The sequence below is a fragment of the Mycobacterium sp. E342 genome, assembly GCF_001667665.1.
Lineage (GTDB): Bacteria > Actinomycetota > Actinomycetes > Mycobacteriales > Mycobacteriaceae > Mycobacterium.
In genome coordinates, this window is record NZ_LZJM01000299.1 from 80880 (window position 1) to 99562 (window position 18683).

Below are 18683 nucleotides of genomic sequence, written 5' to 3' on the forward strand. Positions count from 1 at the left end.
TCGGCCGTCGGCGTGGCACTCTGTGGGCGTGGCCCAGATCTCCTCGGCGATCACCCCCGCCCAGCCCGTGGAGCTGTACCCGGGGGACATCAAGTCGGTGCTGCTCACCGCCGAGCAGATTCAGGCGCGAATCGCCGAACTCGGCGAGGAGATCGGCGCGCAATACCGCGACGTCATGGCCGAGACCGGCCAGGATCTCCTGCTGATCACCGTGCTCAAGGGCGCTGTGATCTTTGTCACCGATCTCGCACGGGCTATCCCGGTGCCCACCCAGTTCGAGTTCATGGCCGTCAGCTCGTACGGGTCCTCCACGTCGTCGTCCGGCGTTGTGCGGATCCTCAAGGACCTGGACCGCGACATCCAGGGCCGTGATGTGCTGATCGTCGAGGACGTCGTCGACTCCGGCCTGACCCTGTCGTGGTTGCTGCGGAACCTCACCAGTCGCCATCCGCGTTCCCTGCGCGTGTGCACGTTGCTGCGCAAGCCCGACGCGAAGGGCGCCAACGTCGACATCGCCTACGTGGGCTTCGACATCCCGAACGACTTCGTCGTCGGCTACGGCCTGGACTACGACGAGCGCTACCGCGACCTGTCCTACATCGGCACCCTGGACCCCAGGGTCTACCAGCAGTAGGCCCGGGCCTCGCTGGCCATCGGGCTAGTCCAGCTCCCATACCGCGGTCACCGAAAAGCTCACCGTCTGCTGGCCGGGCTCCAGTGGGACCGCGCTCGGCATGGCCTTCGGCGGCGCCGGCCGTCCGCCCGGCGTCGGTTCGGTGGCCTCCGAAATCGACAGCACCCTGCCCAGTCGAAGCCCGGACAGCTGGGCGTACTGCTCGGCGCGGCTCTTGGCGTCGTTGAACGCCCGGGCGCGTGCGTCCTTCACCAGCTGTGAGTCATCGGCGATGGAGTAGCTGACCGACTTGATCCGGGTGGCGTCGCCGCCGGTTGCGACGATCAGGGCCAGCATCCGGGACGCGGCGTCGGGCGGGTGGATCTTGACTGTGATGGCGTTCGTGGCGCGGTACCCGGTGATCGTCGCGGTGCCGTTGGGTTCGGGGTTGTTGAACTGCGGCTGCAGCGTGACCTCCGTGGTGCTGATGTCCTTGTGGTCGACGCCGGCACCGACCAGCGCGTTGATGACGGCTTGCTGACGGTCGTTGGTCTGGTTCATCGCGGCGGTGACGTCGGGTGCCGTGAACTCGATGCCGACGTCGGCGGTCAGGGTGTCCGGGACGCCCTGGACCTGTCCCGATCCGAAGACGGTGACCTGGCGGGGGTTCACCCCGGGCGCGGGCGCCGAAGGCGGGGAATCGCAGGCCGACACCGTCGCGGTCGCCAGGCCGGCGACGGCCAGGGCGATCAACCTGCGGGCAAACCTCGGGGAGTTCGTTGCGACCGGCATGCCTGGCACCCTAGCCGCTTCGGCCGCGCCGATGCGGTGATCCCGTGACAACCGCAACGTGATGGCGGCCCGGCCGGCTCGCCTCGGCAAACCATGACGGATCGACCAGCAACCACATATAAGTCCATATATGTCTCCAAACATATTTGTTCGCAACAGTTCTCATGCCCAAATCAAATGCTGCAGCATTTCCTATCAGCTAAGTGAACAGTTATCGACTCGGCGATGAATTGGCGTGCCCGAGGGTGTCGTCGCCGGGCGTCACTGCCCTAACGTGTCCTGGCGTCCCACTCGGCGTCCGCCACCGGCGCTGAAAGGCGTTGTCGAGAAGCACTTTTGAGGAGGGGAAATGTCTTTCTTGTTGGTCCAGCCGGAAATGCTGGATGTGGCCGCGGAAGAGCTGCATGACATCAACGCGACCGTGCGGGAGGGAAACTCGGCCGCGGTAAGCCCGACGACCGCGGTTACACCCGCCGCTGCTGACCTCGTCTCGATATTGACTGCGGCCCAGTTCTCCTGGCACGCAAGGCTATTCCAGGAGATCAGTGCCGAGGCCGCCGGGGTTCGGGAGCAGTTGGTGACGACACTCGGTGTCAGCGCGGGTTCGTACGCCGCCACGGAGGCGGCCAACACCGCCGCGGTCGGTTAGGCGAGGGCACGATGCTGGACTTCGCGCAGTTGCCGCCGGAGGTCAACTCCGGGCGGATGTATTCGGGACCCGGCTCGGGGCCGCTCCTGGCCGCTGCGGCGGCCTGGGATGGGCTGGCCGCCGAGCTGCATGCCGCGGCGGCCTCCTATGGGGCGGTGATCACGAGCCTTGCCGGCGGACCGTGGCAGGGGCCGGCCGCGTCGTCCATGCTGGACGCGGTCGCGCCGCAAGTGGCGTGGCTACGCGGCACGGCCGGGCGGGCCGAACAGGCCGCCGCTCAAGCCGTGGCGGCGGCCGGAGCCTACGAGGCGGCGTTCGCCGAAACGGTGCCGCCACCGGTGATCGCGGCGAACCGGGCGTTGTTGATCGATCTGCTCACGACGAACGTCCTCGGCCAGAACACCGCCGCGATCGCGGCGACCGAGTCCCAATACGGCGAGATGTGGGCCCAGGACACCGCTGCAATGTACGGGTACGCCGGTGCGTCGGCCGCGGCCTCGACGTTGCCGCCGTTAGAGCCGTCGCCACCCGCGACCAACCCCGGCGGCCTCGCCGGCCAGGCCGCTGCGGTGACGCAAGCGGTTGGCGTCGGCGGAAGTGGGAGCGCGCAGGGGCTCGACGCGGTGCCTCAGACGCTGTCGTCGCTGGCCGGGTTGACGAGCAATCCTCCGGCCAATCCCACGCTTTCCCTTGGCGGGCTGATCGGGCTGAACCCCGAAGGGGATGGGCTGGTCATCGGCGGTCCACTGGGTGACCTCCTGGAGGGCTTGACCGGGTCGCAAACCCTGGACGCCAGCACGCCATTTGACGCGTTCATCCGATTGATTTCGCCGACACGGCTGTTCACGACCTCGTTCAAAGACATCCAAGGCATTGCCCAGGGCATGATGCCCGCCGCGAAGTCCGCCGCCGAGGGCGCTGCCAAGGCCGCCGAAGCGGCTCTGCCGGCTGCCATCCCCGGCGCGGGCCTGGGTTCGATCGGTGCGATCGGCGGGACGGTCGGCAAGGCGGCATCGATCGGAGGGCTATCCGTGCCAGGAACGTGGGCGAGCGCGGCCCCGACGGCACTCGTCACCGTCGCGCTGAACGGCGTCACCGCTGCGGCGGCCGTCGAACCCGCGACGAATGCGGTCGGCGCGGTGCCGATGATGCCTGTCGGCGGGGCGGGGCGCAGCGTCGCCGCCCAGTTTGTCGCACCCCGATATGGGTTCAAGCCCACTGTCATCGCCCAACCCCCGGCGGGGGGTTGATCGTGAGGCCCGCGCGACCCGATCCGGTCAGAAGGGTGGATCGTCCGGCAACGGCAGCGGGGCCGGTTCGTCGGGAATCCAGTCCGGCGGCAGCTCTTCGGGTTCTTTGGGATCGTTCACCCAGGTGCAGAACGGGCTGGTGCTGGGTGCGCCTTTGAACAGAAAGAGCATGTCGCGCATGTGGTTCCGGAATTTGCGCGCGGCGATTTCTCGCTGGCGGGCCTCTTCCAGCGCTCGCCGGGCTTCGTTGACCGGCCGCTGCACGCGGTTGTGCTTGCGTGCCTGAGCGATTCGCGCGCTTCGTTGCTGTGTGCGGCTTCGTCTCGTTGGCACAGGCGGCGCGCAGGCCGGGCGGCCGGTCTGGGGGAACAGATCGGCACCGGCGGGCGAGGTGCGATACGTCCGCCCGGCGGGTGAGACCCAGATGACGGTGCCGTCTGCCAGTTGCTTGTCGCGCCATCCGCCGAAGGTTTTGAGCCGATGATGTTGTCGGCACAGGCATTTGAGGTTCTCCGCGACGGTCCGCCCGCCGGCCGCCGGGTTCTGGTGGTTGAACGGAATGGTGTGGTCGAGGTCGCAGACGACGGCCGGCCGGCTGCAGCCGGGGAAGCGGCACGTGAGATCGCGGCACCGGACGGCCCGTTCCAGCGCCGCCGATGGCTGATAGCGCAACGCCTCGACCGGACTGGTCACCGGGTCGGCCACGAGTACGGATGCCGCGGCCGCCAATTGGCGCACCTGCTCGGCGTCGATGACGCCGTAGCCCTCCAGGTAGCCGGGCTCACCGCCACCTTTATGCACGGTCTGGTCGCTGGCCACCACGTTGATTACCACTTGCGCCGCGGCCCCACGATCCGGGCCGCGCTCACTGGTCCGGTTGGGGCACTGCGGTTCTCCGCACGCACAGGTCAACCCGCGGCCCTCGGCCAGCGCGGCCAGCGCGTCGGCCCGGCGTTGATCCAGCGTCCGAGGGTCCGCCGCGCACACTTGCTTGGCGAGCTGTGAGAGCCGTCGGTCGAATGCGGTCGCGGCCGTGGCCGCGACCGACCCGTAAATGTCGGCCATCCCATCGTCTTTGGTGCTAATTCCGACGTAGCGGTCGTTTTGGGCGGTCACCCGGCGCTCGCGGGCGGCGTCGGGATCGTTGACCCGCACGGCGGCGTCGACGGCGTTGACGATCCGCTGCTTGGACCAGCCGTGCCAGCTGTCGAGGCGTTCGGCCAGCGATCGGTCGATCTCGGCGATCAGCTTCTCGTCGGTCACCAGGTCGGTGCGGCTGATGATCAGGCGCACTGTGCGCCAATCCGTCCGGCCGGCCGCGAGCAGGGCCCCGACTTCGGGCAACCGGGTGTCCAGCGCCTCCGCGTACGACACCACGTAGCTGGCCGCCACGGGGGAGAGGTTCATCGCGGCGGCAACCTCGGCAGCGGCCTGCTCGAACCCGTCGATCGCCGCGTATTCGCGCGGGCGCTCAGGCCGCTCGGCGGCGGCCACCCGGTGCCTCAGCAGTGCCGCGACCGCGGCCAGCCGGCGGGCAACCAGCACTGACTCCTGCCGGTGCGTCGACTCGATCAGCTCCACGAGGGACGCCGGGGTCGGCATCGATTCGAACATGTGTTCGATAATATGCGATGCCTACGACAGCGAAGGCTTCCCCGCGGGGGCTTACTCCCGCGAGGGCTCCGGATTGGGCATCAGGACCCGCTGGCGCGTCGTGGCCCGGAAGGGGTCGAGGGACTGGCCGTCGCCCAGGGCCCCGTGCACGTCGTCCGGGGTGATCAGGCCGAGTTCGACCTGTAGCCAGGTAGCGCTGAGCCCGAATGCGTGCGCGGCTCGTCTGGCCTCCTCGGCGTCGGGGAAGTCCTCGGCGTTGGCGCGCCCGGCGGGCCCGTACCAGCGCCCTTTGGTGACGCCGCAGGCGTCGCGCAACTGCTCGACGGTGATGTCGCGGTTCAGCGTCGCCTCAAGCAGGCGCCTCAGCCCCCAGCCGGCGGCATTCGTTCGTGGCATCCATCCAGCGTAACTCGGTGCCGAAAGACGGGCAAAGTGTCTCGACCTGCGAGTTATAGACCAAAATAAAGAATATCGTGATTAAGACTAGACATAGATTCATGAATTATGACATAGTGTCCGCAAGCACGACAACGTAAGCCGAATCCAGGCATTCACGGAGGAGAAGACACATGTCGTTCCTGACCACAGTCCCGGAACTGCTGCAAGCGGCAGCCGGCCAGCTGCAGGCAATCGGTTCCGCGCTGACCGCGGCCAACTCGGCGGCCGCGTTCCCGATCACGGGAGTGGTCCCGGCGGCAGCCGACGAAGTCTCGGCAATGACCGCGGCCGCGTTTGCCGGCTACGGCCAGCAGTATCAGGCGATCAGCGCCGAGGCGAGCATGATCCACGAGCAGTTCGTCAAAGCCCTCGGTCTGAGCGCCGATTCGTATTCGGCCACCGAGGCCGCCAACGCGACGCAAGCCGCGGGCGGTCACCTGGCGCCCGCGCACATGGCCCCGGTTGCACCCGCCCGCCCGGCGCCCGCCGTGCACACTCGGGTCGCACCGGCGGCGCCGAACCGCGTGACCCCAACCATCCCCGCCCGGCCGGTGCCAGGCGCCCCCGTCGGCGCGGGTCCCGCGGCGCCCGGCTCGCTGCCGGCGGCGACGCCCCTCGGTCAGGGTTGGCATGGGGGCGGCAACTACCGCCACATGGCACCGCAGCACGGCGGGTATGCCAACGCCGACTACGGCCGCCACCAGGCGCCGTACGGGCGCGGCGACTATGGCGCGCACCCCGCAGCCCGGGTCGAGCACCTTTCGCCCGCGCGGATGACGCCCCCGCAGCGTATCGAGCACGTGGCACCGGCCCATCCGGCGCCGTCCGAGCGGGTCGAACGCCCGAACGTCGGGGCGGGGCAGCACATCTCGCCTTCGCAGCTGGCGCCGACGGCGCCCCTCCACCGGATGCCGCTCGCGGCGGCCCCGCACTTGCCGGGCGCGCCGGGCGAGCATGTCGTGCACGCGAACTCGGCCTTCAGCGCTGTTGCCGGCCCCAAGCCCTTGCCGTCACTGGCATAGCGAATCCAAGCAAAAAGGAAAGGAACACTCATGGATTTCGGTGCGACGCCCCCGGAGATCAATTCCGGGCTGATGTACGCGGGGCCGGGGCCGGCGTCGATGCTGGCGGCGGCAATGGCCTGGGAGGGCCTGGCGGCGGAGCTCCGTTCGGCTGCGACGAGCTACGGGACGGTGATCGTCGACCTCACAGGGGTGGGCTGGCAGGGCCCCTCTTCGGCGGCGATGGCCACCGCCGCGGCTCCCTACCTGGCCTGGATGCATGCAACGGCCGCCCAGGCCGAGCAGGCGGGGATGCAGGCGACGGCGGCCGCCGTCGCGCATGAGGCTGCGTTCGCGGCGACCGTGCCGCCGCCGCTGATCGCCGCCAACCGATCCACGCTGATGATGCTGGTCGCGACAAACTTCCTCGGTCAAAACTCCGCGGCGATCGCGGCCACCGAGGCGCAGTACGGCGAGATGTGGGCCCAGGACGCGATGGCCATGTACGCCTACGCCGGCTCCTCGGCGGCGGCCGCCATGCTCGCACCGATGGCGGTCGCACCGCCCACCACCAGCGCGGGCGACATGCAGGGAATGGCCACTCAAGCCGCGATGGGGCTGCCGTCGGCGCTCAATTCGTCGGCATCATCGCTGGCGAGCAGCTTCCCTTCCGCCATCGGCAGCTTCGCCGACTTGCTCGGCAAGCCCTTCGGTCAGGGGTCCGGCGCGGCCACATCGGGCGTGGGCGGGGCGACCCTGTCCGGCGCGGGCCTCGCGAGCTCGATGCGCGGATCCGGGGCCTTCTCCCCGGCGGGTATGGCCCAACGGTTCATCCCCGCTCAGCCGCTGATGCAAGCGCCTGTGCGACTGGCACCCGCGCGACTGATGCCGTCGGCGGTGATGGGCCAGGCCACTCCGGTCGGAGGCCTTTCGGTTCCGCCCAGCTGGACCGCGGCGGCTCCCGAGGCTGCCGCGCCGGCCGGCGCACCACTGGCCGGCGCCGGCGCCGCGGCTCGAATGCTGAGTCCCCGGAGCAGCTCCGCGGCCCCGGTGGCCGGCATGGAGATGCGCGGGTTCGGCGGCACCCTGCCGGCTCCCGCAAGCGTGTTGCCGCGTGTGGTCGGATGACGGAAGGAGAGACGCTTTCGACGTATCGATGACCAAAAGTCAATCATAACAACCACTTTCGAAGGAGAATTCCAATGACAACACGTTTCATGACCGATCCGCACGAGATGCGTGCGATGGCCGGCCGCTTCGAGGTCCACGCCCAAACGGTGGAGGACGAGGCCCGCAAGATGTGGGCGTCGTCGCAGGACATTGCCGGCGCGGGCTGGAGCGGTCAGGCGCAGGCCACCTCGTACGGCACCATGGGCCAGATGAATCAGGCCTTCTGCAACATCGTCAACATGCTGCACGGCGTGCGCGACGGGCTCGTCCGGGACGCCGATAACTACGAGCAGCAAGAGCAGGCTTCCCAGCAGATCTTGGGCGACTGACCGACCACATCAACCTTCTACCAACAGGAGACGATCAACATGACGATCAACTATCAATTCGGCGATGTCGACGCCCACGGCTCCCTGATCCGCGCCCAGGCCGCTTCCCTGGAGGCCGAGCACCAGGCCATCGTCCGCGATGTGCTTGCCGCCGGCGACTTTTGGGGCGGTGCCGGCTCGGCGGCGTGTCAGGAGTTCATCATCCAGCTGGGTCGCAACTTCCAGGTGATCTACGAGCAGGCCAACGCCCACGGCCAGAAGGTGCAGACCGCCGGCAGCAACATGGCCAGTACCGACAGCGCGGTCGGATCGAGCTGGGCTTAGCTGACTTATGGGGTGACCAGAACCTTGCAGTGCCGCTCGGGGTCGGCGAGTTCGTCGAAGGCCTCGCCGACCCCGTCCAGGCCGACCTCTCCGGTGATGAGCGGAGTCACGTCGATGTCGCCCTCGGCCAAAGCGCGCAGCGAGTCGGTGAACTCCTCCGGGGTGTAGGCAAGGACGAACTGGACGTTGATCTCTTTGGCGATGGCGAAGAACGGATGCACGGTATCGGGCTGCATGCAAACGCCTGCGACCACCAGGCGAGTGCCCGGCCGGGCCCGGAGCAGCACGTCATCGATGATGCCGGGCACTCCGACCGCCTCGAACACGACCGCCGGTTTGACGGAGTCGAACGGGGAACCCTGCGCGGCATCCAGCGTTCGATGGGCACCCATGGCGCTGGCGAGTTCCCGCCGCTTCGGCGAGAAGTCCGACGCCACAATGTTTTCCACACCCCGGGACCGCAGCGCCGCGATGATCGCGATGCCGATCGGACCGCAGCCGATGACCAGGGCTGTCTCCCCCGGGGTGACGTTGGACTTGTTGACGGCGTGCAGCCCCACCGCCATCGGCTCGGTCAGGGCAGCATGTTTGAAGTCCAGGCCGTTCGGGACGGGCAGGAGCAATGCGGCCGAGAGGAGCATGCGTTCGGCGTAGCCGCCGATGGTGCTGTTGCTGTAGACGATCGGTTCGACGCCCTTGGCGGACAACAGCACCGGAAGCGAGGTGACCAGCGTGCCCGGCGGGTGGGTCTCGGTGCCGGGCCCGGCCTCGAGCACCTCGGCGCTGAACTCGTGCCCCATGAAGACGTCGTGATCCAAGTCCACATGCATGCCGCCCGCCCCGCCGGCCACCCGCTCGCTCATCTCGAGCACGTGTGCGCCGTGAGCGGCGAAATGCAGGTCGGAGCCGCATATCCCGCACGCCCGCACGCCGACGAGCACCTGACCGGACTCGGGCACGGGGTCGGGCACATCGTCCCGATAGACCATCCGGCCGTCGCGCAATACCGCTGCGCGCATCAGTTACTCACACCCTTCTGTTCTTCGACATGCTCGGTGATGGCTTTCACCACGGCCTCACCGGCTCGGCCGATCAACTGGTCGCGGTTGCCCTTGGCCCAATCGTGCGACGAGCGCGACGCCGCGAGCTGTCCCTTGAAATGGGGGATCACCTTGCGCGCCATCAGGTCGTAGCAGTGGTACGTCGCCTCGGGGGAGGCCCAGTCGTGGCCCAGCATCAGCAGCGTGCCGAAACCGCCTGAGCGGTCGAGCAAGTCCTCGATGTGGGCGATCGCGTCGTCGGGGGTTCCTATGCAGCAATTGCCCTTGGCCGCGTAGTCTTCGACGAACTCGTGCGGCGTCTGGGCACCCTCGACGGTGTTGGCCAGGGGGACGAACCCGGCGGCCCCGAAGTAGTTGGCGAAATCCTGCAGCCCGTAGGTGCAGTCGTCGATGGCCCGCTCGCGGCTGTCCGCGATGTGCATGATGCTCAGGACGCGCCAGTCGGCCCGGTCCGGCTCGTCCCGGCCGGCTTTGGCTGCCTGCTCGCGCACCACGTCCCAGGTGGTCTCCAGAGCGGCGTAGCCGCCGGGCACCGACATCGACAACGACAGCAACGACGTGCCCAGCGCGCCAGCCAGCCGCGGTCCGGACGGTGAAATCATTGCCGCCGTCGAAATTTCGGGATAGGGCCACGTGTACGGCCGGATGTGCAGTTGCGCCTCGCGCAGCGTGAACCAGTCGGTGTGGCGGTCTATTCGCTCGGTCGGCCCGGCGCGGAACAGCGCCAGAATTGCCTCCAACGACTCCTGCATCATGTGCCGCTGGTCGACCGGGTCGATGCCCATCATGTAGGCATCCGACGGCAACGCGCCGGGCCCGGTGCCGAACATCACCCGGCCGCGGGTGAGATGGTCCAGCAGCACCCAGCGATCGGCCACCATCAGCGGATGGTGGTAGGGCAGCGAAACCACGCCGGTGCCCAGCCGGATGTGTTTCGTCCGCTCGGCCGCGGCGGCGATGAAGACCTCCGGGCAGGCGATCAGTTCGTAGCCACCGGAGTGGTGTTCGCCGAACCACGCTTCGTCGAAGCCGAGCCGATCCAGCGCGACCACCCGTTCCATGTCGTATTCCAAAGCCACGGTGGGCGATTGGCCGATCGGGTGAAATGGTGTGATGAAGACACCGAAGCGAAGTGGCGCGCTCATCGCAGCTCCAATCCATTGAGGAAGTCCAATAGGGCCGCGTTGACCTCGTCGGGCCGTTCCTGCTGCAACCAGTGCCCCGCGTCGTCGATCATCACCTGGCGGTAGGGGCCGGTGATCAACTGCGCCGCGCGGTCCGCGCGGGTGAACGTCAACACCGGGTCGGCGGTCCCTCCGATAAAGAGCGCCGGCACAGTGATTTTCGCATCGGCCAGCTCAGGGGTGGTCTCCCAGTTGCGGTCGAAGTTGCGATACCAGTTCAGGCCGCCGGTGAAGCCGGTGCGGGAGAACTCGGCGATGTAGTGGTCGAGTTCCTCCTGGCTCAGCCAGTCCGGTAGCCCGTCGGGTTCCGGAAGGCGGTCGATAAACCCCTCGGCACCGGGGGCCACCATCCGCAGGCCCGCGGCCTTGTCGCCGGGTGTTCGCAACCCGCCCAGCATCCGCCGCATCGTTCGCGCGGGGTCGGCGTTGAGTTCCGCATCGGCGACGCCGGGCTCCTGGAAGTAGAGGATGTAGAAGAAGTTCTCGCCGAATGCCTTGCGCCACGCCCTCGTCGGCGCCACTTTCGAGCGGGGCACCGCCGGGACGCTCAGCGCGGCGACGGCCGCGACGCGATCCGGGTGCAGCAAAGGGGCGTTCCACACCACGGCGGCGCCCCAGTCGTGTCCGATCCAGACGGCACGTTCGGCGCCGGCATCGTCGAGCAGGCCGACCAGGTCGCCGGTCAGCTGGTGGATGTCGTATGCGTCGATCGCATCCGGTCGCGAGGAACCGCCGTAGCCGCGCTGGTCGGGCGCCAGCACGTGGTAACCCGCCTCGGCGAGGACCGGTATCTGGTGGCGCCACGAATAGGCGAGTTCGGGAAAGCCGTGGGCCAAAATCACGACGGGTGCGCCGCGCTCTCCCGCCTCGGTCACGCGCAGTTGGACACCGTTGGTCTCTACTAACCGTTCGGTTGATGGGAGCATCCTGCCACCAAAGCACAACCCCTCCGGGGCTGAGAAGTATTCGACCTGATTGCGAATAGCATTCCAACGACATTGGTCGCCTGGTAGATATCGCCGTGAAGCCCTCGCCTTTACGCGAAAGCAGGTGGACTCGGAATGAAACGGCTCGACCATGTCGTCCTGTGGACGAGGAATCCGCGCGCCTCAATGGATTTCTATACGCGGGTGGTCGGCTTGGAGCCGGTCCGGTTTGCCGAATACGAGGCCGGCGATGCGCCCTTCCCGAGCGTGCGGGTGTGTGAGGACTCGATCATCGACTTGTTGCCGGTGGCCGATGCCGCTGCCACCGAATCGCTGACCCGGACGGCGGGCAGCGCCGGGCACCCGGTCAACCACGTCTGTCTTGCCCTGTCCAAACCGGAGTACGACGCGCTCGACCAGCGCCTGCAGGCGGAGGGGGTGGACACCGGCGCGAGGCTGAGTCCCACCTTCGGGGCGCGCGGCTGGGCGCCGCAGGGTTACTACTTCGCCGATCCGGACGGCAACGTCGTCGAGGCACGCTTTTACGAATGACGGATATCGACGGGATGAGTGCCCGGCTCCAGCGCCCCGGTGGGAACCCACGGTCGTTGTATGCACAGATGGTGGCGACCCGCCCCCCGCAAGCGGGCGGTACCCGCTGCGCCCCGGCTCTGCCGGAGCTGGCGATCGCCACGCGATGGATGGTGGCGACCCGCTACGCCCCGGCTCTGCCGGAGCTGGCGATCGCCACTAGCGGTAACCTGGACTTTTCGAGCTGCGTGTATATCGGGGAAGGACCTGGCCACCAAGGCCGATGATTGATGAACCGGAAAAACCTTATTCGCACCGTCACGGCGATTGCAGTCGTGGTGCTGCTCGGTTGGTCGTTCTTCTACTTCAGCGACGACACCCGCGGCTATAAGCCCGTCGACACGTCGGTGGCGGTGGCGCAGATCAACGGTGACAACGTCAAGAGCGCGCAGATCGACGATCGCGAGCAGCAGCTGCGGTTGACCCTGAAAAAGGGCAACAACGACACCGAGAATTCCGACAAGGTGATCACCAAGTACCCCAGCGGGTACGCCGTCGACCTGTTCAACGCCCTGAGCGCCAAAAACGCCAAGGTCAGCACCGTCGTCAACCAGGGCAGCATCCTGGGCGAGCTGCTGGTCTACGTGCTGCCGCTGCTGTTGCTGGTGGGCCTGTTCGTGATGTTCTCCCGCATGCAGGGCGGCGCCCGAATGGGCTTCGGGTTCGGCAAATCACGCGCCAAGCTGCTGAACAAGGACATGCCCAAGACCACATTCGCCGACGTTGCCGGCGTCGACGAGGCGGTCGAGGAGCTCTACGAGATCAAGGACTTCCTGCAGAACCCCGGCCGCTATCAGGCTCTGGGCGCCAAGATCCCCAAGGGTGTGCTGCTCTACGGCCCGCCCGGGACCGGCAAGACGCTGCTGGCCCGTGCCGTGGCCGGGGAAGCCGGGGTCCCGTTCTTCACCATCTCCGGCTCCGACTTCGTCGAGATGTTCGTCGGCGTCGGCGCGTCGCGGGTGCGCGACCTGTTCGAGCAGGCCAAGCAGAACAACCCGTGCATCATCTTCGTTGACGAGATCGACGCGGTGGGCCGCCAGCGCGGCGCCGGCCTCGGCGGCGGCCACGACGAGCGCGAGCAAACGCTGAACCAGTTGCTGGTCGAAATGGACGGGTTCGACCCGCGCGCCGGGGTCATCCTGATCGCGGCCACCAACCGGCCCGACATCCTCGACCCCGCGCTCTTGCGGCCCGGCCGCTTCGACCGGCAAATCCCGGTGTCCAACCCGGACCTGGCGGGTCGCAAAGCGGTGCTGGAAGTGCATTCCAAGGGCAAGCCGATCGGCCCGGACGCCGACCTCGCCGGGCTGGCCAAACGGACCGTCGGCATGACCGGCGCCGACCTGGCCAACGTCATCAACGAGGCCGCTCTGCTGACCGCCCGCGAGAACGGCACCGTCATCACCAGCGCGGCGCTCGAAGAGGCGGTCGACCGGGTGATCGGTGGGCCGCGCCGCAAGGGCCGGATCATCAGCGAGCAGGAAAAGAAGATCACCGCCTACCACGAGGGCGGCCACACCCTGGCCGCCTGGGCGATGCCGGACATCGAGCCGATCTACAAGGTCACGATCCTGGCGCGGGGGCGCACCGGCGGGCACGCGGTGGCGGTGCCCGAGGAAGACAAGGGCCTGCGGACCCGCTCGGAGATGATCGCGCAGCTGGTGTTCGCCATGGGCGGGCGCGCCGCCGAGGAACTGGTGTTCCGGGAGCCGACCACCGGCGCGGTGTCCGACATCGAGCAGGCCACCAAGGTGGCCCGCGCGATGGTCACCGAATTCGGGATGAGCTCCAAACTCGGGGCGGTCAAGTACGGCACCGAACACGGGGACCCGTTCCTGGGCCGCACCATGGGGACGCAGGCCGACTACTCCCACGAGGTCGCCCGCGACATCGACGACGAAATCCGCAAGTTGATCGAGGCGGCCCACACCGAGGCATGGGAGATCCTCACCGAATATCGCGACGTCCTCGACACGTTGGCCGGTCAGCTGTTGGAGAAGGAAACTTTGCATCGGGCGGAGCTGGAGAAGATTTTCGCCGATGTCGAAAAGCGGCCCCGGCTCACCATGTTCGACGATTTCGGCGGCCGCATCCCGTCGGACAAGCCGCCGATCAAGACGCCCGGCGAGCTGGCGATGGAGCGCGGTGAGCCGTGGCCACCGCCGGTTAGCGAACCGGCATTCAAGGCGGCCATCGCGCGGGCCAGTCAGGCCGCGGCGGCCCCGGGAGTGGATGCCGACCGAAAGAACAACGGCGGCAACGGTTCTCAGGGCTCACAAGGCGCCGGCTACCGCCCCGGCGTGCCGCACGGGCCCACCCAACCGGACTACGGCGCGCCGGCGGGCTGGCACGCGCCGGGATGGCCGCCGCAGGACCAGCAGCCGAACTACTGGTATCCGCCGCCACCGGCCCCGCAGCAGCCCTACTGGCCGCAGCCCGCGGGTCACTACCCGGGTTATCCGGGCCAGCAGGGTCAGGGGCAGCCCCCCTACCCGCCGTATCCGCCCTACCCGCCGCCGAGTCTGCCCGACCCGGACGGCGGCAAGTCTCCTGAGCAGGACGACGTGAGCCGGTCCAAGCCACCGGCTCACGGCTGACGAACGGAGGATTCGATGGCCTTGACGGGTTTGGGTCCGGACACCGCCACTGAACCGACACGGGTGTTCGATCAGGCACGCGCCGAGGCCGCGGTGCGGGAGCTGCTGTTCGCCGTCGGCGAGGACCCGGACCGGCACGGGCTGCGAGAGACGCCGGCCCGCGTCGCGCGCGCCTACCAGGAGATGTTCGCCGGGCTCTACACCGACCCCGACAGCGTCCTGAACACCATGTTCGACGAGGAACACGACGAACTGGTGCTGGTCAAGGAAATCCCGCTGTACTCCACGTGCGAACACCACCTGGTGTCGTTTCACGGTGTGGCGCATGTCGGCTATATCCCCGGCGCGGACGGACGGGTCACCGGTTTGTCCAAGATCGCGCGACTGGTCGACCTGTACGCCAAGCGGCCGCAGGTGCAGGAACGGCTCACCAGCCAGATCGCCGACGCTTTGATGAACAAGCTCAATCCGCGTGGGGTGATCGTGGTGATCGAGGCCGAGCACCTGTGCATGGCCATGCGCGGCGTACGAAAGCCCGGCGCGGTCACCAGCACCTCTGCGGTACGCGGACTGTTCAAGACCAACGCCGCTTCCCGAGCCGAAGCGCTCGACCTCATCCTGCGTAAGTGAGTCGCGCCTGTGCAGGTTATGGGAGTTCTGAACGTCACTGACGACTCGTTCTCCGATGGCGGCCGCTATCTCGATACCGGCAACGCGGTGGCGCACGGACTGGCGCTCGCCGCGGACGGCGCGGACATCGTCGACGTCGGCGGGGAGTCGACCCGGCCCGGTGCCACGCGCGTCGATTCCCGCGTAGAGACTTCGCGGGTGATTCCCGTCGTGAAAGAGCTTGTGGCGGAAGGGATCACGGTAAGTATCGACACCATGCACGCCGAGGTCGCGCAAGCGGCGTTGCAGAACGGCGCGCGGATCGTCAACGACGTGTCGGGCGGACGGGCAGATCCCGCGATGGCGCCCTTGCTCGCCGACGCCGGCGTGCCCTGGGTGCTGATGCACTGGCGCTCGGTGTCGGCGGACCGCCCGCACGCGGCCCCACATTACGACGACGTGGTGGCCGAAGTGCGCGCAGAATTGCTGGCCAGCGTCGACGCCGCCGTCGCGGCGGGCGTCGACCCCGCCAAGCTGGTGATCGATCCGGGTCTCGGGTTCGCCAAGACGGGGCAACACAATTGGGCGCTGCTCCGCGCGCTGCCGCAGTTCGTCGCCACCGGAATCCCGGTGCTCCTGGGCGCGTCGCGCAAACGGTTCCTCGGTACGTTGTTGGCCGGGGCGGATGGCTCGCCGCGTTCGCCCGACGGCCGCGAGACGGCGACGGCGGTCATCTCCGCACTGGCGGCGCTGCACGGGGCATGGGGTGTCCGCGTGCACGACGTGCGGGCGACGGCCGATGCCCTCAAGGTGGTGGAGGCGTGGTCGCAAACCGAATCGCAGCAGACCGAGCTGGCTGGAGACGATGGCTGATCGAATCGAATTGCGGGGGTTGACGATTCGTGGGCGACACGGAGTTTTCGAACACGAGCGCGCCGACGGGCAGGACTTCGTCGTGGATATGACGGTGTGGATCGACCTTGCCGGGGCCGCCGAAAGCGACGAACTCGCCGACACCTACGACTACGCCGCCCTGGCCCAGCTCGCGGCCGACGTCGTGGCCGGGCCGCCGCGGAACCTGATCGAAGCGGTGGGCGGCGAGATCGCCGACCGGGTGATGCAAGACGAGCGGGTCCACGCGGTCGAGGTGGTGGTGCACAAGCCGCGGGCACCCATTCCGCAGCAGTTCGCCGACGTCGCGGTGGTGGTGCGGCGGTCGCGCCGCGGCGGCCGCGGCTCGGTGGTCCCGGCGGAGCGGCGCCTATGACGCGCGACGACGACGATGACGCCGGCGGAGCCGGGGTCATGGGGGTACCGCCCGCTTGCGGGGGTGGGGGCACCTCCCACTTGTGGGGGAAGCGGCGCATATGACTTGGGTGGTGCTGTCCATCGGATCCAACCTGGGCGACCGCCTCGCGCGCTTGCAGTCGGTCGTCGACGGGCTGGGCGAGAAGGTGCTTGCGGTGTCCCCGGTGTACGAGACCGACCCGTGGGGCCGGGTTGATCAGGCACCGTTTCTCAACGCGGTGCTGATCGCCAACGACCCGGCGTGCGACGCGCAGGGCTGGCTGCGCCGGGCCCAGGACTTCGAGCGCGCGGCCGGCCGGGTCCGCGGCGAGCGATGGGGCCCGCGCACCCTCGACGTCGACCTGATCGCCTGCTACGACGAGGCGGAGGTGACCTCCCGCGAGAACAACCTGACGCTGCCGCACCCGCTGGCCCATCTGCGGGCTTTCGTCATGATCCCGTGGCTGGCCATCGACCCCGACGCCCAGCTGACCGTCGCCGAGGGTCAGCGGCCCGTCGCGAGCCTGCTGGCCGAGCTGGACCCGGCCGACCGGGAAAGCGTCCGGCTGACCAGCCTCACGCTCGAGCGCGCGGGCAGGCCGCCGGCCGACCCGGAATCGGAAACCTGATGGGACCGACCAGGAAACGTGACCTGACGGCCGCGGTGGTCGGCGCTGCCGTGGTGGGTTATCTGCTGGTGAACGCCCTGTACCGGTGGTTCCCGCCGATCACGGTGTGGACGGGCCTGTCGCTGCTCGCGGTGGCCGTCGCCGAGGCGCTGTGGGCGCGCTACGTGCGGGCCAAGATCAACGACGGCGAGATCGGCGTCGGCCCCGGCTGGCTGCACCCGCTGGCCGTGGCGCGCGGCCTGATGGTCGCCAAGGCGTCGGCCTGGGTGGGCGCGCTGACGCTGGGCTGGTGGGTAGGGGTGCTGGTGTACTTCCTGCCGCGGCGATCCTGGCTGCGGGCGGCCGCCGAGGACACGACCGGCACCGTGGTCGCGGCCGTCAGCGCGCTGGCGCTACTCGTCGCCGCGCTGTGGCTGCAGCATTGCTGCAAGTCGCCGCCGGATCAACCCGAGCACGGCGAGGGGGCGGAAAACTAACCCGCTGCTGACGCGCCTGCAAGCCGCGTGAGAATCGCCGGAGTAGGGCGACACGCGGATTGACCTCGCGCAGGTACAGTCAGGCCATGACCGTTCTGTCCCGCGGCGCCCGGGTTCGGCGCGGCGGCCGCAGGCCGGGGTGGGTGCTCTTGACCGCGTTGCTGGTCCTTGCGATAGGGGCCAGCTCCGCACTGGTTTTCACCAATCGGGTGGAACTCCTCAAGCTCGCTGTAATCCTGGCGCTGTGGGCCGCAGTCGCCGGCGCCTTCGTGTCGGTGCTGTACCGCCGCCAGAGTGACGCGGACCAGTCCCGCGTCCGCGACCTGAAGCTGGTGTACGACCTGCAGTTGGACCGGGAGATCTCGGCCAGGCGCGAGTACGAGCTGACCGTGGAGTCCCAGCTGCGCCGCGAGCTGGCCTCTGAGCTGCGTGCCCAGGCCGCCGACGACTTGGCCGAACTGCGCGCGGAGCTGAGCGCTTTGCGCACCAGCCTGGAGATTTTGTTCGACACCGATCTTGCCCAGCGACCGGCCCTGGAGAAGCCGGACACCGAGGCGGCGCCCGAACGCGCGTACAGCGAGTGGGACCGCAACGGCGAGACACCGCGTGACGCGCCCTACGACTGGGTTGCGAGCGACCGGGTCACCTCCGTCTCGCAGGACGGCGGGACCAGCCGCGCCGACGAAACGGCGATCATCGACGTCCCCGAGGAACCGCTGTTGCCGCCCCGGCAGCCCCAGACCCAGCCTCAGCCCCGCCGCGAGCGGGCCCATTACCAGTACGAAGCGCCGCAGGAGCCTCCGCCGCCGGCTCAGCCCGAGCCGGCGTACAGCGTCGCGCCGCCGCAACCGGAACCGAGGTTCGAACCTCGCCAGCCCTCCCCGCCGCCCCCCCCGGCGCCCGGACTCGGTGTACGGCGGCGGGTTCACCGGCTCGACGGGCGGGGGCGCCCAGGCCTGGTCCGGTTCCGAATGGCGGGCGCGGCGCCGCCGGCCCTGCGTCTCGTCGGCCGGCGCAGCGGTGGCGTCGGAGCCGGCCCAGTGGCTACCCGGGGCGCCGGGCGGCAACCACAGTCCGGACGCGCCGACCGGCTGCCAACCCGGCGCTTGCGGCTGGGGTTCGGGCGCGGCCGGCGGCGGGGGC

20 protein-coding genes and 1 pseudogene are annotated in these 18683 nt (G+C 68.7%); 15 read left to right on the plus strand and 6 right to left on the minus strand.

Annotated features, from left to right (window positions below):
• Window positions 1–22 precede the first annotated feature (22 nt).
• The gene (gene hpt, locus A5692_RS25165) at window positions 23–634 is read left to right on the plus strand and encodes a hypoxanthine phosphoribosyltransferase (protein WP_068061497.1); all 612 of its coding nucleotides are present in this window, start codon (window positions 23–25) and stop codon (window positions 632–634) included.
• 24 nt (window positions 635–658) lie between these two features.
• Here hpt and A5692_RS25170 read toward each other — a convergent pair whose 3' ends face one another.
• On the minus strand, window positions 659–1405 hold the full coding sequence (locus A5692_RS25170) for an SIMPL domain-containing protein (protein WP_068061500.1): 747 nt from the start codon (window positions 1403–1405) through the stop codon (window positions 659–661).
• Between the two features lie 349 nt (window positions 1406–1754).
• Between A5692_RS25170 and A5692_RS25175 the strand changes: the two genes are divergently transcribed.
• Together A5692_RS25175 and A5692_RS25180 are read left to right on the plus strand one after the other, a co-directional pair.
• Window positions 1755–2054, plus strand: coding sequence for a PE family protein (locus tag A5692_RS25175; RefSeq protein WP_068061504.1), 300 nt, complete (start codon window positions 1755–1757; stop codon window positions 2052–2054).
• 11 nt (window positions 2055–2065) lie between these two features.
• The gene (locus A5692_RS25180; RefSeq protein WP_068061508.1) at window positions 2066–3304 is read left to right on the plus strand and encodes a PPE family protein; all 1239 of its coding nucleotides are present in this window, start codon (window positions 2066–2068) and stop codon (window positions 3302–3304) included.
• Between the two features lie 27 nt (window positions 3305–3331).
• Here A5692_RS25180 and A5692_RS25185 read toward each other — a convergent pair whose 3' ends face one another.
• Together A5692_RS25185 and A5692_RS25190 are read right to left on the minus strand one after the other, a co-directional pair.
• Window positions 3332–4918 carry an HNH endonuclease signature motif containing protein gene (locus A5692_RS25185; RefSeq protein WP_068061511.1) on the minus strand — a complete coding sequence of 529 codons (1587 nt, stop codon included), beginning with the start codon at window positions 4916–4918 and terminating at the stop codon, window positions 3332–3334.
• Between the two features lie 51 nt (window positions 4919–4969).
• A complete protein-coding gene (locus A5692_RS25190) occupies window positions 4970–5314 on the minus strand; it encodes a hypothetical protein (RefSeq protein WP_068061514.1) in 345 nt (114 codons plus the stop codon).
• A gap of 173 nt (window positions 5315–5487) precedes the next feature.
• Here A5692_RS25190 and A5692_RS30055 point away from each other — a divergent pair.
• The 4 genes and pseudogenes from A5692_RS30055 to A5692_RS25210 all read left to right on the plus strand — a co-directional run.
• Window positions 5488–5781, plus strand: a pseudogene (locus A5692_RS30055) (PE family protein); the annotation flags it as partial.
• 627 nt (window positions 5782–6408) lie between these two features.
• Complete coding sequence (locus tag A5692_RS25200) at window positions 6409–7485, plus strand: PPE family protein (RefSeq protein ID WP_068061520.1); 1077 nt, start codon at window positions 6409–6411, stop codon at window positions 7483–7485.
• Between the two features lie 74 nt (window positions 7486–7559).
• Window positions 7560–7856 (plus strand): WXG100 family type VII secretion target, encoded by a 297-nt coding sequence (locus A5692_RS25205; RefSeq protein ID WP_068061523.1) that lies wholly within the window; start codon window positions 7560–7562, stop codon window positions 7854–7856.
• 39 nt (window positions 7857–7895) lie between these two features.
• Window positions 7896–8180, plus strand: coding sequence for a WXG100 family type VII secretion target (locus tag A5692_RS25210; RefSeq protein ID WP_068061526.1), 285 nt, complete (start codon window positions 7896–7898; stop codon window positions 8178–8180).
• Between the two features lie 5 nt (window positions 8181–8185).
• Here A5692_RS25210 and A5692_RS25215 read toward each other — a convergent pair whose 3' ends face one another.
• Genes A5692_RS25215 through A5692_RS25225 form a run of 3 tightly spaced genes read right to left on the minus strand, consistent with a single transcriptional unit; the run spans window position 8186 to window position 11351 of the window.
• Window positions 8186–9199 carry a zinc-binding dehydrogenase gene (locus A5692_RS25215; RefSeq protein ID WP_068061528.1) on the minus strand — a complete coding sequence of 338 codons (1014 nt, stop codon included), beginning with the start codon at window positions 9197–9199 and terminating at the stop codon, window positions 8186–8188.
• Window positions 9199–10386, minus strand: a complete 1188-nt coding sequence (locus A5692_RS25220) for an LLM class flavin-dependent oxidoreductase (RefSeq protein WP_068061531.1) — start codon at window positions 10384–10386, stop codon at window positions 9199–9201. The genes A5692_RS25215 and A5692_RS25220 overlap by 1 nt, the downstream gene beginning before the upstream one ends.
• Window positions 10383–11351: an alpha/beta fold hydrolase gene (locus tag A5692_RS25225; RefSeq protein ID WP_068061534.1), complete on the minus strand. Its 969-nt coding sequence runs from the start codon at window positions 11349–11351 to the stop codon at window positions 10383–10385. The genes A5692_RS25220 and A5692_RS25225 overlap by 4 nt, the downstream gene beginning before the upstream one ends.
• A 135-nt stretch (window positions 11352–11486) precedes the next feature.
• Here A5692_RS25225 and A5692_RS25230 point away from each other — a divergent pair, with 135 nt between their 5' ends.
• The 8 genes from A5692_RS25230 to A5692_RS25270 form a co-directional block, all read left to right on the plus strand.
• Window positions 11487–11903 carry a VOC family protein gene (locus A5692_RS25230; RefSeq protein ID WP_068061538.1) on the plus strand — a complete coding sequence of 139 codons (417 nt, stop codon included), beginning with the start codon at window positions 11487–11489 and terminating at the stop codon, window positions 11901–11903.
• Window positions 11904–12172: 269 nt separating this feature from the next.
• Window positions 12173–14539: an ATP-dependent zinc metalloprotease FtsH gene (gene ftsH / locus A5692_RS25240; RefSeq protein WP_068061541.1), complete on the plus strand. Its 2367-nt coding sequence runs from the start codon at window positions 12173–12175 to the stop codon at window positions 14537–14539.
• Window positions 14540–14554: 15 nt separating this feature from the next.
• Window positions 14555–15169 (plus strand): GTP cyclohydrolase I FolE, encoded by a 615-nt coding sequence (gene folE, locus A5692_RS25245; RefSeq protein ID WP_068061543.1) that lies wholly within the window; start codon window positions 14555–14557, stop codon window positions 15167–15169.
• Between the two features lie 18 nt (window positions 15170–15187).
• Window positions 15188–16021: a dihydropteroate synthase gene (gene folP, locus A5692_RS25250; RefSeq protein WP_068061546.1), complete on the plus strand. Its 834-nt coding sequence runs from the start codon at window positions 15188–15190 to the stop codon at window positions 16019–16021.
• Window positions 16014–16415, plus strand: coding sequence for a dihydroneopterin aldolase (gene folB / locus A5692_RS25255; RefSeq protein WP_068061549.1), 402 nt, complete (start codon window positions 16014–16016; stop codon window positions 16413–16415). Before folP ends, folB begins: the two co-directional genes overlap by 8 nt.
• 100 nt (window positions 16416–16515) lie before the next feature.
• Window positions 16516–17064: a 2-amino-4-hydroxy-6-hydroxymethyldihydropteridine diphosphokinase gene (gene folK, locus A5692_RS25260; protein WP_068061553.1), complete on the plus strand. Its 549-nt coding sequence runs from the start codon at window positions 16516–16518 to the stop codon at window positions 17062–17064.
• Window positions 17064–17540: a DUF3180 domain-containing protein gene (locus tag A5692_RS25265; RefSeq protein ID WP_068061555.1), complete on the plus strand. Its 477-nt coding sequence runs from the start codon at window positions 17064–17066 to the stop codon at window positions 17538–17540. Before folK ends, A5692_RS25265 begins: the two co-directional genes overlap by 1 nt.
• A gap of 86 nt (window positions 17541–17626) precedes the next feature.
• Window positions 17627–18683 (plus strand): DUF6779 domain-containing protein (locus A5692_RS25270; protein ID WP_369830326.1); only part of this gene is annotated, 1057 nt, incomplete at its 3' end.